Source organism: Mucilaginibacter sp. P4_A11 (assembly GCF_056402535.1).
Genome location: NZ_JBFUHE010000017.1, coordinates 1 through 15,784, shown reverse-complemented (window position 1 = coordinate 15,784; position 15,784 = coordinate 1). Strand labels below are relative to the sequence as shown.

The following is a 15,784-nucleotide window of genomic DNA, read 5'->3' as shown; positions in this document are numbered from 1 at the left end:
TATCTGGGAATTAGTCCATGAGCGAACCCACGTAGTAGTTTAAATAATCAATTTCGATGTTATCCTTAGTCGCGCCGGGAATTTCCACAGGGCTCAGTTGCCTTGTAGGGGTGATGAATTTATATTCGCCGCCCTTTACGCGCACTTTAATAGGCATGTTGAAATCTTTGGTTTCGGCAATCCAGCGGCAGTAAAGCTTGTTTTCATGACTGGTGAACTCCAAAACAGGAAGGCTGCGATAATGCAGGTATTGGTCAAATATGGCCGAAAAGTTCATGTCTGATTGCGCATTGATGAAACCTACCACATCATCATATGTAACAGTTTTATGATAAAAAGTTTTGTTAAGCCCGCGCAGGATGCCACGCCATTTTTCATCATCATTAATAATAGTACGGATCATGTTAAGGAAAACGGCACCCTTGGAATACATATCGCCCGAGCCTTCTTTGTTCACATTATAAACCCCTACTATCGGGCTGTCATTATTAATGGTAAGCCTTAAGCCGTAGTTATAATCCAGCCCGGCTTTTTTGCCCCAGTTATCTTCTATAAAAAGCGACTCGGAGTAGCAGGTAAAGCTTTCATGGACCCACATATCGGCGAGGTCTTTACCAGTGATATTATTGCCAAACCATTCGTGCCCGCTTTCGTGTACAATGATGTAATCCCATTTGGTACCCCAGCCTGTGCCCGACATATCATAGCCCATGTAGCCATTTAAAAAGTGATTGCCGTAAGCCGTGGCGCTTTGGTGCTCCATACCTAAGTGTGGTGTTTCAACCAGTTTGTAACCGTCTTCATAAAAAGGATAAGGGCCAAACCAGTGTTCAAAAGCCTTCAGCATCGGTTTTACGTTGGCTGAGAAATGTTTTTTTGCTTTTTCGAGGCTGGTTGGCAGTACCCAGTAATCGAGGCTGAGTTTACCTTTTTCGCCCATATAGGTATCATCAAAGTGTACATAATCGGCAATGTTGGCAACCACATCATAGTTGTTGATCGGGTTTGCCACAAACCAATCGAAACGCGTGTAACCGTCTTTAAGCGGGGTTACTTTACGCAAGCGACCGTTCGATACATCTTTTAAACCTTTAGGCACGCTGATGCTGATCATCATGCTGTCCACCTCATCACTCAGGTGATCTTTAGTAGGCCACCAAATGCTGGCGCCTATGCCTTCACAGGCCGTAGCTACAAATGGTTTACCCAACGAATCTTTTTTGAAGACTACCCCACCATCCCAGGGAGCGTTTATAGCTATTGTTGGATTGCCCGAATAATAAACGGTAAACTCATCTTTACTTCCTTTAGTTATTGTTTGAGGGAAAGTAACAAATGCAGCATTACCATCGCGGGTAAAGGCAACCTCTTTACCTTTATAAACAATCTTTTCAATTTTTAGGTTAGCAAACAGATCGAACTGGAGTTTGGTAAAATCCTGCGTGGCGGTAAATTTAAACTGGTTACTGCCGCTGATGAATTTTTTATCGATATCAAACTTCACATCAAGGTGATAGTAATTGATATCATAACAGGTACGCAAAGGAGTAAGTATACCTCGAAGCGAATCGGCATGGGTAAACTGCTCTTTTTCTTTCAGGAGCTGGGCCTTTGCCTGCTGGCTAATTGTTGCAGTGCTTAGTAAGGTAAGCGCTGCAAGATATAGTTGTTTTATTTTCATGTACTTATATTATATCAAATATTATCCATTAAATTGGTTAATCAATCATTTGCCATTTAATCAATTTCCACTTTTGGGTTTTGGAATTATATCTAAAAGTTTTTCTTGCTTCATATCTTACATTGGCATGTATTTGAGTAGTGATGGTTTTTTGTTTGGGGTTGATGCATGCCGGAAATGAACCTACAGTATCAGTTAAATATCTGCTTAAATAAAAATGACCGCTTTTATCCTGAAAGTAAAAATAATAAAGCGGACCACTGCTACCACCTGAATCATATTTGATAGCAAAATCTTCAAGTTTGTCGAAATTAAGGTCGACTATAACCAAGTCGCCAAAATCATAGTCTGGTACCTCCGCATTTTTTCTGTAGCCGGTTATATAAGAACGTGTCGCGTTACAGTTTTTAAAAGCATCTTCATATAATACGCTTGCTTTATAGCTGATGTTTTGCCAGACATGTGGCTTGTTTTTACGAAAAATCTGAAGACTCATGTTAGCCCCATAAAATACGCTATCACTTAATGGATATCTTTCCGAAACTATTATATAATCATAGGCCTTTGACAAATTTGAATGCCTGCAGGTTTGTGCAATTGCCCTTAAATTAATACCACAGATGCTTAACAGTATAAAAAGTGATTTTGGGTTCATGCTAACAAGTTACGAAAACAATTGGCCAGTGTTTAATAACCTGGCCAACTGCTTAAGGCAAATGAAGGTAGTGGCTAATCTCTAATCTCCAACCTCTAAATAACTACTTCAATACCTGCACATCGATAAAGCTATCGTTATAAACTGTTTCGGTGGCCTTGATGTAATCACTTTCATCTGCTTTGTACGGGTTCTCCACAAACTTTTGTGGATTACGTGCCACAATAGGGAACCAGGTGCTTTGTACCTGGATCATGATGCGGTGGCCTTTTTTGAAGGTATGCAGCACATCCTGCAGGCGGAAGTTCACATCTGTCTTGTGATTGGCTACCAGTGCCTCCGGTTTTTCAAAGCTGTTACGGAAACGTGCCGGCATTACTTCCGAACGTACCATTTGCCAGTAATTGCTCAGGATGATGTTTTTGTTGGGCATGTATGGATTGTTAGGCTCATCGGGTGGATAAACATCAATCAGTTTCACAACAAAATCGGCATCGGTACCAGTGGTTGCAATTTTAAGGTGCGCCATGATCTCGCCGCCAAGGGTTACATCATCATTTAAGACTTCGCTCTGGTAAACCAGCACATCCGGTCGGCGACCTGCAAAACGCTGGTCTTCGCTCATATAATTGTGCGGCGTGAAGCCCATGGTGGTGGTATTATCCTCGGTATAAGGAACCGGTTTAAGTGGATCGCTTACAAATGAAACTGAACCGGCAGACGCGGCCTGGGCGGTTGACAGCTTGCCATCAGCACCTAAAAACATTTTTTCGTGTATGGCATTTGGGGCCGGCCATTTATCAAATGTTGCCCATTCTTTTTTACCTGTATTAAACATATAGGCATTAGGCAGCCCTGAGTTTTTATCGCCATTGCCTTTCAGGAAATGGTTGAAGAATTTAGCCTCGATATTTTTTTGATAGAAGGTAGCCACGCTATCGCCAAAGTAAACATTGCTGTGCATGGTATGCCCCGTTTCGCGCGACCAGCGGCCGTGACCAAATGGGCCCATTACAATGGTATTGTAAGCGTTTGGATCGGTTTTGTTAATGGTTTTATAAATAGCCAGCGGACCGGTTAGGTCTTCGGCATCAAACCAGCCACCTACCAGCATTACGGCAGGTTTTACTTTGCCATAGTGTTTCAACAGGCCGCGTTTTTGCCAAAACTCGTCGTAGTTGGGGTGATTGACGGTTTCCTGCCAGAAGAAGTTATCCTTGTAAAACTTATCGGCGTTTTTAAGCGGACCCAAATCTAACAGGTATTGATAACCATCTTTGCTGTCGGGTTTAAGCATGGTATACCAGGCTTTGCTGGTTGTATCCGTTTTTTGCACACCAAATACCGGGAAGGTGAAAAAGTAACCCTCGATAAAAGCACCATTATGGTGGAAATCATCAAAAAAGAAATCGGAGATAGGTGCCTGCGGAGATGAGGCTTTCAGTGCCGGATGGTTTGAAAGAATCCCTGCTGCTGTATAGAAGCCGGGGTAAGAGATGCCATACTGGCCAACCTTGCCATTGTTGTTGGTTACATTTTTAACCAGCCAGTCGATGGTGTCATAGGTATCAGAGCCTTCGTCAACATCTTTTTTACTTTTTTTGTTGTCGATAACCGGGGTCATGTTGGTCCATGTGCCTTCGCTTTTGTAGCGGCCGCGTACGTCCTGGTAAATAAAAATGTAGCCCTCTTTCATCATAATTTCAGACGGGCCAAGCCTTGCCGGGTATTTATCCTCGCCATATGGGGCAATGCTGTAGCAGGTACGCTGCATCATCATCGGATACTTGTTTTTGGGCGAAGCATCATTCGGGGTATAAATGGACGTGAACAGTTTTACACCATCGCGCATGGTGATGTACACATCTTTTTTGGTAAAATGCTCCTTTACATAGGTGCTTTGGGCATTAACGCCGGTGCATAGCAACACCAGCGCGAAAAAAAGGTTGATTTTCTTCATGAGATCAGTCGGGTTAATTGGGCTAATTTAATAAACAGTTCATGATAAACCGATTTATCAGCGGTTCTGTTACAAATAGGCTAAAATGCTGTTAGTTTGGGCTAATTTTAAAAGACGTTGGATTTGAAATAGCAATGAAAAGTTTAGCTGCGATCATTATATTTATCGGATAATCAAAAATATAATGACCGATAAACTTATCACGGATCTTGTTGACCTCTATCTTCAGCGAATTATAGATTTTGACATTAATAAGCTACCCCGGTCAATTGAACAGGATATGCTTGATCCAATGCAAGAAACTGGAGAAGAATGGAAAAAATGGTTGCCGCTTGAAAGTAGGGTAACCGATCTGGAAATAGAGGAATTTGAAGGCCGAATCGGTCATAAGTTGCCTTCTGATTATGTCTTCTTTCTTAAATATAAACATTTTTATGAGTTAAATATAGGTGAAGGTGTAATGTGCGAACATCCGGTAAATACATGGCGCGCTTCATTATCTGCTATGATATATAATGGTTATCCAAGAAAGTTTTTGATTGATAAAGGACTTATACCTTTTGCGGGTATGAGCGATTGGGGACTGTTATGTTTTGATACCAACCGTGGTTATCTGAATGCAAATTATCCAGTTGTGTTATGGGATCATGAAGTGGTAGATTGGCACACAGATTATGCTCCAAGTTTCAGGATGGCGCTAAGAAGACTGGATAAAGATTATAAAAAAATGCAGGAAGCCGGTGATGAATAAAATATTTCAGTTAGGATGTTAGTTTGTTTTCCCGTTACCAAGTCCTCATGGAACTGATCCCTTTCAAAATCAATGCATAGAGGTTGTCGTGAGGACACGACAACGAGGGAAAAGGCAATATCATGTTAATCCTAAATCCTAAAAATTGCGGTTCAGAAAATAGTTGCTTATCTCTAACCTCCAATCTCTAATCTCTCAAAAACAACTTTAAAATCCTTAACTTTGCCCACCATAAAATACACACTACTATGCAATATGATGTTATAGTTATAGGTTCGGGCCCCGGTGGTTATGTAGCCGCTATCCGCTGCGCCCAGCTGGGTTTAAAAACCGCAATTGTTGAAAAGTATAATACGCTTGGCGGTACCTGCCTGAATGTTGGCTGTATCCCGTCGAAGGCGCTGCTTGATTCGTCTGAACATTACCATAATGCTGCCCATGCCTTTAAAACACATGGCATCAACCTTAAAGATCTTTCGATAGATTTTGGGCAGATGATTAAACGCAAGCAGGAAGTTGTTGATGCCAACACCAGCGGTATCAGCTACCTGATGAAGAAAAATAAGATCGATACCCACTTTGGTGTAGGGTCATTTAAAGATAAAAACACCATCACCGTTAAAAAGAGCGATGGTACCGTTACCGAGATCACCGGTAAAAATGTGATCATTGCTACAGGTTCAAAACCATCGGCACTGCCATTTTTGCCTATCGATAAAAAACGGATCATCACCTCAACCGAGGCTTTAACCCTGAGCGAAGTGCCTAAACACCTGGTACTGATTGGCGGTGGTGTTATTGGCTTGGAACTTGGTTCGGTTTATGCCCGTTTAGGTGCCAAAGTATCGGTAATAGAATTTATGGATGGCATTATCCCTACTATGGATAAGGGCTTAGGTCGCGAATTACAAAAGGTACTAACCAAACTGGGTATGGAATTTTACCTGGGCCATAAAGTTACCGGTGCTACTGTTAAAGGCGACGAGGTTACTGTAAGTTTTGACAGCCCTAAAGGCGAAAAGAAAGAGCTTAAAGGCGATTACTGTCTGTTAGCCGTTGGCCGTATTGCTTATACCGATGGCTTAGGTTTAGAAAATATTGGCATTACTGTTGAAGAACGCGGCCGTAAAATTACGGTTGATGAGCACCTGGAAACTAAAGTAAAAGGTGTTTACGCCATTGGCGATGTGATAAAAGGCGCTATGCTTGCCCACAAAGCCGAAGATGAGGGTACATTAGTTGCCGAAATTATTGCCGGACAAAAACCGCATATTGATTATAACCTGATCCCTGGTGTGGTTTATACCTGGCCGGAAGTTGCTGCTGTTGGTCAAACAGAAGAGCAATTGAAAGCAGCAGGTGTCAAATACAAAACAGGTTCGTTCCCATTCAAGGCCAGTGGTCGTGCCCGTGCAAGCGGCGACCTGGATGGTTTTGTAAAAGTACTGGCTGATGCCACTACCGATGAAATTTTAGGCGTACACATGATTGGTCCGCGTGCTGCCGATATGATAGCCGAGGCCGTTGTTGCCATGGAGTACCGCGCAAGCGCCGAAGATATTTCGCGCATGAGCCATGCCCACCCAACTTATACCGAAGCTATGCGCGAAGCATGTTTAGCTGCTACTGAAAACAGGGCGATACATATTTAATTTCGGAATTGGGATTTTCGATTTCGGATTTTTAATTTGAAATATTTAAAAGCGGTTATCATTTGATAGCCGCTTTTTTAATTTTAAGTTAGCGTTAAATACTTCTGTTATGAAAGTAATAACCTGCACCTTATTCGCATTTTTAATTTTGTTGGGATGCATGGTTCATGCACAAACCAAACAAATTAAATCGGTACCTGATATTGACGTTTACGATATCAACGGAAAACATACAACCCTAAAGCAATTGGGCCAAAATAAAGTGTTGTTCATTGATTGCTGGTTTGTACCCTGTCCGCCTTGTTTTCGTGAAATGGGCATGCTGCATAAACTTTATGCTAAGTACAAAGACAATAAGAATTTTAGTTTCATTACGATATGCCAAACCGATAGCGGAATAGTGAAACGGTTTATTGCACAGGATAAATCGATAGCTAATTTTGTTCAGATGTATAAGGATTTTAGCGGTCGACAGGATTTTAAGCTGCCTGTGTATTTTATACCTGGCTGCAATGAAAAGATCTATACCGGCAAAGTATTAACGAAATACACGCCCGATGATAAAACCAAATGCCCTGATAGGCAGTTTGGTTTTAGGGGATATCCAACAGTTATTATTTTCAATAAGAAGGGAAAATTGATTTTTAAGAAGACCGGCTATGGTGATCACGAAGATGAAAATACCCTAAAGATGGAAAACCTGATAGCGCGAAACGTAACAGCTAAATAACATGAAAATAGCGACAGATATCGGGATTGTTTTATCTACCATTGCTTTAATGGAACTCATCTCCTGGGCTATGCACAAGTATCTATTCCACGGACCTTTGTGGTTTATCCATAAAACCCACCACCAGCAGAGGCATGGTTGGTTTGAACTAAACGACATTTTCAGTATAGGCTTTGCTGCTTTTGCTTTGTGGCTGATGTGGATCGGCCACTTAAGTTTGGATTATCGTTTTTGGATAGGGACTGGCATCAGTATTTACGGGGTCATCTATTTCATTTTTCACGACTGGTTTATCCATAACCGTTTCAAAGCTTTTAAAAGTGATAGCCGTTACCTGGCCGGGATCCGGAGGGCGCATAAAATTCACCATAAATCAACGGAGAAATATCCATCGGAAGAGTTTGGGTTACTGGTAGCAAGCAGGAAATGGTTTAAGAAATGAACCTTGATTTGTAGGATTTATGGATTATTTGGATTAGAGTTTCGAGTATCGGGGGAATCCATAAATCCTACAAATCATGGTTCAGACAATTATTGAACGACTCATTCCACTCCTAATATTATCTTTGCCAAACATCTATGAATATCCTCATCGTCAACAATACTCAAATCCCGGCTACTAAATATGGCGGTACCGAGCGTATTATCTGGTGGCTTGGCCGCGAGTTAAACCGGCTTGGTCACAAAATCACTTATCTGGTAGGTGAGGGATCAAGCTGTCCGTTTGCAAAGGTGTTGACTTATAATCCAACTGTCGATATCAACCAGCAAGTCCCCAATGATATTGATGTGGTACACTTCCAGTTCCAGCTGAGTGGTTTTACTAAAAAGCCTTATATAGTTACGGTTCATAATAACCCGGGTGGAGCGCAGTTGGATCTTAATTCGGTATTTGTGTCGGCCAATCACGCGGACAGGCATGGCTCAACAGTGTTTGTACATAATGCAATTGATACAGCCGATTATCAAAAGCCAGATCTCAATAATAAACGAACGCATACCCACTTCCTCGCTAAAGCGGCCTGGCGGGTAAAAAATGTAAAAGGGGCTATTGATGTAGCTACAATGAGTGGTAATAAGTTGGTAGTACTTGGTGGTACCCGGCTCAACCTAAAAATGGGCCTGCGTTTTACACCAAATCTAAATGTGCGTTTTAAGGGTATGGTGGGGGATGAAGCAAAATCAGTGGTGATGAACAGCTCAAAGGCCTTGCTTTTCCCGGTATTGTGGCACGAACCATTCGGGATAGCCATTATTGAAAGCTTTTATTTTGGCTGCCCGGTTTTCGGTACCCCTTACGGCTCACTGCCTGAACTGGTATCAGCAGAGGTTGGTTTGCTTTCGGCAAGTAAAAGTGAATTAGCCGCCGGACTTAGAAACGTTGAAAACTTTAATAAGGAATATTGCCACCAGTACGCGGCCGATAACTTTAATATCGGCAAAATGGCCGCTGCTTATATGGCGCTGTATGAACAGGTTCTAAACGGACAGGCGATAAATTCCGAACAGCCCAAACTCATCAATAACGATCAGCCCAAATACCTGCCGTGGAATAATTAAAATTCAGCTATTTTTGAGCATAAATATTTTTAGTGGATAGTTCAGGAGCTTCAATTTTTTCATCACAAAAACGGCCTTACTTCATAGTGCTGCTATTGGCCATCGTGCTCAACGTGGCAGGTATCGGCATCAAATTTTTTACTGACGACCCGGCCCTGTATTCGGCCCTGGCCCGGAGCATGGCGCACAGTAATAATTTTACTGATCTGATGTATCATGGAGGCGACTGGCTCGACAAACCCCATTTCCCTTTCTGGGCTATCGCCATTAGCTTCAAGATCTTTGGTGTAAATACCATTGCCTATAAACTGCCTGCCTTGTTGTTCTTTTTCATGGCTGTAGCTTACACCTATAAATTGGCCAAAAAGTTTTATGGTGATGAAACAGCCATTATTGCTATCCTGATCTTGCTTACCGCCCAGCATAGCGTAATGTCAAATACCGATGTACGTGCCGAACCTTATATTATGGGCTTGCTCATGGGAGCTGTTCATCACTTTTATAAAGTAAAAGAACGGTTCAGCATGGCCGATGTGCTGCTGGCATCAATATTTACGGCCTGCGCTGTAATGACCAAAGGCATTTACCTGCTTATCCCGATAGGGGCGTCAATCATTGGCGATTATTTATTTAAGGGGAATATTAAAGGTGTGCTCCACTGGAAATGGCTGCTCTCGTTTATATTGGTAGTGGTGTTTACCTTACCCGAAATATATTCGGTATACACCCAGTTTGATCTCCACCCCGAAAAAGTTGTTTTCGGTCGCACCGGCATTTCCGGGATCCACTGGTTTTTGTGGGATAGCCAGTTTGGGCGTTTCAACAATAACGGCTATATCACCAATACGCACGGCGATAAGCTGTTTTTTGTTCATACCCTGCTTTGGGCTTTTGCACCCTGGGCTATTATCCTGTTCTATGCGCTTTATGCTACCATCAGGAAAATGGTTAAGCGTATTGCCCAGCCCGAATATCTGTGCATCTCAGGCGGGTTATTGCTGCTGCTGATCTTTTCACTTTCCAAGTTTCAGCTGCCTTTTTATACAAATATCCTGTTCCCGTTTTTTGCTATTATAACCGCCGTTTTTGTCGACTCATTAAAGGCAGGTGCCGAGTTTAAGTTTTTTAAGATCACACAATACATTATTACAGGTCTTTTGCTCGTGGCTGTTATTGCACTTAACTTCATCTTTGCGCCCGAATGCTGGCCGCTGTTTGTTTTGTTGATTGCAGGATTTACAGGTTTGGCTATCTACATTTATAAAAAGCCGACACAAGTTTACCAGCCCGTATTTTTGTTTACCTGCGCTGTATCTATATTGGTAAATACTTACCTGGTTACCGTAGCCTATCCAACTATTGTTAATTACCGCGGAGATCTTTCGGCTGCCGAATACCTTAACGATAACTATCCGCAGCAAAAGGTGAGTGCAACTGTTTTATCAAATACCTTTGATTTTTATTACAAGGGACAGGTAACGTATACCAATGTTGATGCTATTCTAAAAACCGACAGCCTAAAAAGCCGGATCATAGTAGCCGATGAAAAAGCGATAGCTGAATTAAATGAGAAGGGGATTGGCTATACTACAATAAAAGCTTTTCGGGATTTTCCTCATGAAAACCTGAGCCTACCTTTTATCATTAAAAAGAAGAGGGCCTCTACTTTAGATCAGTTTTATTTGATTAAGATCAGGTAGAGAGGTGTTAGCTATAAATCGACAAATGTAATGATGCTGTTAAGGTGTTGTTTTGATGGACTGTGTGACGGCCGCGTTAGGGATAGGAGCGGAAAGCCCGGAGCGTGCATGTGCCACTGCGCGCTAGGAAAGCGAGGACTTGTAGCGGATAGCCCGGCCCGTTAGCTAACGGGAACGCCATTATCTTAATTAAAAAGAACAATCAATTTACTTACAATTACGTCATTATAAAGAACAAAGACAACGCCCTAAGGAAGCTCATTAATACCTAAGATCTAATTTAATTATTAATAATCTTAAACTATAAAGAGCGGCCCTGTAAGTAGGGGATTGCTTCGTCGTTCCTCCTCGCAATGACGTCTTCTTCATTCGTTTTAAAACAATAGTAAGGATTATTTCTGCAACGTTTGATATTTATTACCATTAGCCGGGTCAAGCTGTAAAAACAGGTTCATGGCGGTTAAGCGTTCCTGGTTATCGGCCTTGCTGTAAATCGATACCAGTTCATCGCTTTTTGCAGTATAGAATATAAGCGGGAGCATAGCGCCTACACGCTGACGATCTATTTGCTGCAATAAGGGTAACAGTGCGTCAATGGCTTTACGGCCTTTGCTTACATTGTCAGCCATCAGGTCGAGTCCGTTACGATGGTAGTCGTACAGAAAACTACGCAGCGGATTATATAATTTGTTGTTCAGGTTTTCGGATAGCCAGTAACGGTTCACGTTACCGTCGAAAGCTTTCCAGCCGTTGTAGGAGGATGTTTGCGCATTGGTAACTATAGTTTGCGCGGCTAAAAAATAAGGCGTGCCGCCAAATTTTGAAAAAGTATCATAATCAAGCCCCACAATAATATTGGCATAAAAAGCCATGATGGAGCTCAGGTTCCCCTGGAAGTTTTGATCGGTATAGTCAATGGTTTGACCTTCGGTATAGCTAAAGCTGATGTCTTTATCATTGAGGTTTAACAGGGTAGAGGTGTAAGATGACCCAAAAACGGCTCGGGATGATTGTACCTGCAGTTCGCCGGTAAAATTGCTGCTGCCATCCCAGTTGGTAATGTTCAGCACAAAATTGCAATCTATCCTTTCCTGTGGTAAAATCGGGTCGGCGCTCCACTTACGGCCATTCAGGAAATCCTTCATGGCGGTTTCAAGGGTTTGGAAAACGCGTTTATTGCTCACCTGTATTTTAGGTGATACCACCTGTACACGTGCGTTCAGGTCCTGGGCCACAGTCCTGTAGCAAAGGAACATCAGCGCGGTGTGAAGCAGCAGTTTTTTCATCCGTTTATCAGTTGGGCAACTTTATTGCAAATATCGCGGGCCACAGCATCCTTGCTTTTCAGGTCGAAAGTTGTTTTCTTCAATTCGCGATCAATAATGGTTATTTTATTGGTATCGCCTGCAAAACCGGCACCCGCGTCATTGAGCGAATTTAGTACAATAAAATCAAGATTTTTCTTTTGCAGCTTGGTTATTGCATTCATTTCCTCGTCGTTGGTTTCTAGGGCAAAACCAACCAGTATTTGTCCTTCGAGTTTAGCCTCGCCAAGGGTTTTTAATATATCAGTGGTCTTCTTCAGTTCGATGGTAAGGCCACCTTCTTGTTTTTTGATCTTTTGGGTGGCTACATCGGCCGGGGTATAATCAGCCACGGCAGCGCTCATAATACAAGCTTTTGAATCAGCATAAACAGCCAGGCAGGCCTGCAGCATTTGTGCCGCCGAAGTAACATTCACCCTTTTTATATTGTGTTGTTTACTAACCTGTGCCGTAGGACCGGTTATCAAAGTAACATCGGCACCCATCAAAGCAAGCTCATCCGCGATAGCAAATCCCATTTTACCCGACGAGTGATTGCCGATAAACCTAACCGGGTCGATGGCTTCATAGGTTGGTCCCGCAGTTACCAGGATCTTATGACCGGCTAAAAGGAGTTTTTTTTTTGATTCAGCTTCCAAAAAAGCAACGATCTCTTCAGGCTCGGCCATCCGGCCTTCGCCGTACAGACCGCTGGCCAGCTCGCCATTACCAGGGGGGATCATGATGTTACCAAATGACTGCAGCCTGTTCACGTTTTGGCGGGTAGCCGGATGCAGCCACATGTCCAGGTCCATAGCCGGGGCAAAATAAACCGGGCACTTGGCCGATAGATATACGGCGCTAAGCAGGTTATCGCAAAGACCATTGGCCATTTTTGCAAGGGTATTGGCTGTAGCTGGGGCTGTGATCAGCATATCGGCCCAAAGGCCAAGCTCAACATGGTTGTTCCATTCACCGGTATCAGTTTTGAAATAATCAACCAATACTGGGTTTTTTGATAATGTTGAAAGGGTAAGCGGGGTAATAAAATGCGTGGCATCGGTAGTCATTACCACTTTAACATTGGCGCCAGCTTTAACCAACAGCCTAACCAGTAATGCCGATTTGTATGCAGCAATACTGCCGCAAACTCCTAAAATAATGTTTTTATCTTTAAGCATAAGCTCAGATCCACCTATTCGGCGAAAGATTAAATATAGGCTAAAATAGAAAAAACTCCCGATAGGGGAGTTTTTTCTATTTTATAAATAAATTTCCTCCCCCCTTGTAGAGAGGCCGGGGGCGACTAAACTTCTTTAGTTGGGTTACGATAGTAAACTTTACCATCTAAAAACTCCTGAACTGCAACCAATGAAGGTTTTGGCAATTTCTCGTAGTGTTTTGAGATTTCAATTTGCTCACGGTTTTCAAACACTTCTTCAAGGTTATCATTTGATGAGGCAAACTCAGAAAGTTTCTGGTGAAGCTCTTCTTTGATATTGTTCGAGATTTGGTTCGCTCTTTTTGACATAATCACAAGCGACTCATAGATGTTCTCTGTTTTGGTATCCAGCTCGCGTAAATCGCGGGTTACAGTGCTGCTGGCTGCTGCTGGTTTATTACTGTTGTTAGCTGTCATATCTTATATTTAACTCTTTAATATATCTTAATTAATATGGTATTTTTTGCGGCTGATTTTTTTCAGATGGCGCAGTAGTTGTTACAGTGTCTTTAGTTGCAAGCTTTTTGGCAACTTTTGAATTGCTCATAGCTTCGGCTATAAGGCGTTGAGCTTGTTTGATGCCTTGATGGCTGTCTTTGGCGTAAGTTTGAGTTTCGTGCAGATATTTGCTGTTCGGATATTTCTCAGCAAACTGGTCGGCGTAAGCTATAGCCTGGTTAAAACGGTCTTCCTGTTTAGTTTCAAAGCTATGGTAAGCATATTGATATTGTGCCTTAACAATAAGGTATTCCATTTCCTCGCCGTATTTGGTATCAGGATAATCGCGCAACGCATTGTTGAACGCAATAACTGCCGATTGATAATCGCTGATAGTTAAATAAAGCTTAGCGTTGGCATAAGCTTTGGTTTCCAGTTTATCACGCAGGTTTTGGATAAGCTTGCTGGCCTCAGCTACACGGTCGCTTTTTGGATAAAGGTTAATGAACAACTGCAAAGCGTCGATAGCCTTTAACGTATTATCCTGATCAAGCGAAAATATCGGCGAATCAAGGTAGTAGCAATAAGCCGAAAAGAAGCGGCACTCCTCAGCCCTTGAGCTTGAAGGATAGGTATCCGCGAATGTTTTAAAGTGGTATCTTGCCGATGTGTAGTCCTTTTGTTTATAATACGTAAAGGCGTAATAGTAAAAAAGATCTTCAGCACCTTCACGGCCACGGTAACGTTCAACCAGCACCTCAAATAAGCCTAAAGCCTTGTTATAGTCCTTTTTGTTATAGTACTTAATAGCTTCCTGGTATTTTTTGGCGTAATCGTTACTGGCTTTTAACTTTTCGTATTTGCTTTTACAACTGCCAAGCGTAATAATTACGATAGCTAAAACACTGGCTAATAACGTTAGTTGCTTTTTAAACATTTTGCAAAGATAGTTAATAATATAAATCAATCAATTTTTATTTAGCCGCTAATATATAACGAGGCATTGGCCCGGTACCTATATATATAGTGTATTTAACATCTTTTAACTATTGACGGTTTGGGTATGCCGGGCTTGTTAAACTAATACTGTTAAAACGTTTGTTTCTTATATAATGTATATCGGTTTTTGAGGACTTATTGATCGGGGAGCTGTATGATTGAATGGAGTCATCGCAGGCCGTTTGTGTTTTCTGTAGTATATATGATATTTATGTGTAAGTGCACTGTTTTTAAATACGACTAAGGTAGGTTGATGATGGCATGGGTATAGCAACTTCGACAGCTATTCAACCCGGTGTTGACTAACGGTACATACAATAAACTATGGGATTGAGGGACGCACCAGAAGTGCAAGCTAAGGGATTGAGGGTGGCTGCACCAGAGGTGCAAAAGGTTTGTAGAAATAGAACGATTGAATTTTTAGTGTGCCGGAGGTACACAACTCCGGTGTTTTTTGCATCATTTACCAGGAATCATAAGTTAATTTTCGCTTTAAATTGAATTATGGCGTTGCCTGCGGCCGGGCTATCCGCTGCAAGTCCTCGCTTTGCCTTTACACAATGGCCAGCGCACGCTGCGGGCTTTACGCTACTATCCCTAACGTGGGGCCGGTTTATAAAGTAAAGTTCTTTCATTAATAACTGTATCAGCTGTTCGATGGGTATATATAGTATTTAAATAGAATAGCTGCCGAAAGCATATATTGGTTTAGTATACGCCAGGGGTATAAAAGCTTTACAGTATATATAATAGGAGAGTTATAGTATATGCAGGTAGCTGCTTATATAATAATTGTGTATCAAATGGGGAATTAAGCTTTACTAAGGGTTATCCATAAATGTTGAATGAATGTTTTAGATGGGGAGGGATGCAGCTGCAGCGGGAAAAGGGCTGCTGGGAGGCGGGTGGTTAAAACTTTTTGTTGTTGATAAATAGGATGTTAAGATAGTATTAAGGAAAAGAGTTATAAATAATTTGGAGAAAGGGAAAAAGCATGTACCTTTGCAGCCCGCAAACGAGGAAACGAAGTAGCGGGATAGTTCATTAAAGGGTTAGAAAAGGGCGAGCAGAGGGGTAAAAAAAAGATTCAAAATCTTTTGTGAAAGAGAAAAGAAATTCGCACCTTTGCAGC

At 42.0% G+C, this 15,784-nt stretch carries 13 protein-coding genes; 6 read left to right on the top strand and 7 right to left on the bottom strand.

Annotated features, from left to right (window positions below):
• Positions 1–10 precede the first annotated feature (10 nt).
• From AC1DUD_RS25675 to AC1DUD_RS25665, 3 genes are all read right to left on the bottom strand, one after another.
• Positions 11–1,681 carry a M1 family metallopeptidase gene (locus tag AC1DUD_RS25675; protein ID WP_477379797.1) on the bottom strand — a complete coding sequence of 557 codons (1,671 nt, stop codon included), beginning with the start codon at positions 1,679–1,681 and terminating at the stop codon, positions 11–13.
• 37 nt (positions 1,682–1,718) lie between these two features.
• Positions 1,719–2,177: an XAC2610-related protein gene (locus tag AC1DUD_RS25670; RefSeq protein WP_477379795.1), complete on the bottom strand. Its 459-nt coding sequence runs from the start codon at positions 2,175–2,177 to the stop codon at positions 1,719–1,721.
• A gap of 262 nt (positions 2,178–2,439) precedes the next feature.
• Positions 2,440–4,296 (bottom strand): CocE/NonD family hydrolase, encoded by a 1,857-nt coding sequence (locus AC1DUD_RS25665; protein ID WP_477379793.1) that lies wholly within the window; start codon positions 4,294–4,296, stop codon positions 2,440–2,442.
• Between the two features lie 184 nt (positions 4,297–4,480).
• On the opposite strand from AC1DUD_RS25665, the gene AC1DUD_RS25660 reads away from it, so the two are divergent.
• From AC1DUD_RS25660 to AC1DUD_RS25635, 6 genes are all read left to right on the top strand, one after another.
• Positions 4,481–5,047: an SMI1/KNR4 family protein gene (locus AC1DUD_RS25660; protein WP_477379791.1), complete on the top strand. Its 567-nt coding sequence runs from the start codon at positions 4,481–4,483 to the stop codon at positions 5,045–5,047.
• Positions 5,048–5,295: 248 nt separating this feature from the next.
• Complete coding sequence (gene lpdA, locus AC1DUD_RS25655) at positions 5,296–6,699, top strand: dihydrolipoyl dehydrogenase (RefSeq protein WP_477379789.1); 1,404 nt, start codon at positions 5,296–5,298, stop codon at positions 6,697–6,699.
• 109 nt (positions 6,700–6,808) lie between these two features.
• Positions 6,809–7,429, top strand: coding sequence for a TlpA family protein disulfide reductase (locus AC1DUD_RS25650; protein WP_477379787.1), 621 nt, complete (start codon positions 6,809–6,811; stop codon positions 7,427–7,429).
• A gap of 1 nt (position 7,430) precedes the next feature.
• A complete protein-coding gene (locus tag AC1DUD_RS25645) occupies positions 7,431–7,871 on the top strand; it encodes a sterol desaturase family protein (RefSeq protein WP_477379785.1) in 441 nt (146 codons plus the stop codon).
• A gap of 137 nt (positions 7,872–8,008) precedes the next feature.
• Positions 8,009–8,989, top strand: a complete 981-nt coding sequence (locus AC1DUD_RS25640; protein ID WP_477379783.1) for a glycosyltransferase — start codon at positions 8,009–8,011, stop codon at positions 8,987–8,989.
• Positions 8,990–9,021: 32 nt separating this feature from the next.
• Entirely contained in the window at positions 9,022–10,689 is a 1,668-nt protein-coding gene (locus AC1DUD_RS25635; protein ID WP_477379781.1) for an ArnT family glycosyltransferase, read from the top strand.
• A gap of 392 nt (positions 10,690–11,081) precedes the next feature.
• Here the strand turns inward: AC1DUD_RS25635 and porD are convergent, their stop codons facing one another.
• The 4 genes from porD to AC1DUD_RS25615 all read right to left on the bottom strand — a co-directional run bounded on the left by porD (position 11,082) and on the right by AC1DUD_RS25615 (position 14,590).
• Entirely contained in the window at positions 11,082–11,975 is an 894-nt protein-coding gene (gene porD, locus AC1DUD_RS25630) for a type IX secretion system protein PorD (protein ID WP_477379779.1), read from the bottom strand.
• Positions 11,972–13,174, bottom strand: a complete 1,203-nt coding sequence (coaBC, locus tag AC1DUD_RS25625; protein ID WP_477379777.1) for a bifunctional phosphopantothenoylcysteine decarboxylase/phosphopantothenate--cysteine ligase CoaBC — start codon at positions 13,172–13,174, stop codon at positions 11,972–11,974. Before coaBC ends, porD begins: the two co-directional genes overlap by 4 nt.
• Before the next feature lie 125 nt (positions 13,175–13,299).
• Entirely contained in the window at positions 13,300–13,632 is a 333-nt protein-coding gene (locus AC1DUD_RS25620) for a DNA-directed RNA polymerase subunit omega (protein WP_112575789.1), read from the bottom strand.
• Between the two features lie 31 nt (positions 13,633–13,663).
• Positions 13,664–14,590: an outer membrane protein assembly factor BamD gene (locus AC1DUD_RS25615; protein ID WP_477379775.1), complete on the bottom strand. Its 927-nt coding sequence runs from the start codon at positions 14,588–14,590 to the stop codon at positions 13,664–13,666.
• Positions 14,591–15,784 lie beyond the last annotated feature (1,194 nt).

Coding starts and splice junctions, on each gene's coding strand:
- lpdA (WP_477379789.1), top strand. CDS start 5,296: ATGCAATATGATGTTATAGTTATAGGTTCGGGCCCCGGTGGTTATGTA.
- coaBC (WP_477379777.1), bottom strand. CDS start 13,174: ATGCTTAAAGATAAAAACATTATTTTAGGAGTTTGCGGCAGTATTGCT.
- AC1DUD_RS25650 (WP_477379787.1), top strand. CDS start 6,809: ATGAAAGTAATAACCTGCACCTTATTCGCATTTTTAATTTTGTTGGGA.
- AC1DUD_RS25640 (WP_477379783.1), top strand. CDS start 8,009: ATGAATATCCTCATCGTCAACAATACTCAAATCCCGGCTACTAAATAT.
- AC1DUD_RS25620 (WP_112575789.1), bottom strand. CDS start 13,632: ATGACAGCTAACAACAGTAATAAACCAGCAGCAGCCAGCAGCACTGTA.
- AC1DUD_RS25665 (WP_477379793.1), bottom strand. CDS start 4,296: ATGAAGAAAATCAACCTTTTTTTCGCGCTGGTGTTGCTATGCACCGGC.
- AC1DUD_RS25675 (WP_477379797.1), bottom strand. CDS start 1,681: ATGAAAATAAAACAACTATATCTTGCAGCGCTTACCTTACTAAGCACT.
- AC1DUD_RS25670 (WP_477379795.1), bottom strand. CDS start 2,177: ATGAGTCTTCAGATTTTTCGTAAAAACAAGCCACATGTCTGGCAAAAC.
- porD (WP_477379779.1), bottom strand. CDS start 11,975: ATGAAAAAACTGCTGCTTCACACCGCGCTGATGTTCCTTTGCTACAGG.
- AC1DUD_RS25660 (WP_477379791.1), top strand. CDS start 4,481: ATGACCGATAAACTTATCACGGATCTTGTTGACCTCTATCTTCAGCGA.
- AC1DUD_RS25615 (WP_477379775.1), bottom strand. CDS start 14,590: ATGTTTAAAAAGCAACTAACGTTATTAGCCAGTGTTTTAGCTATCGTA.
- AC1DUD_RS25645 (WP_477379785.1), top strand. CDS start 7,431: ATGAAAATAGCGACAGATATCGGGATTGTTTTATCTACCATTGCTTTA.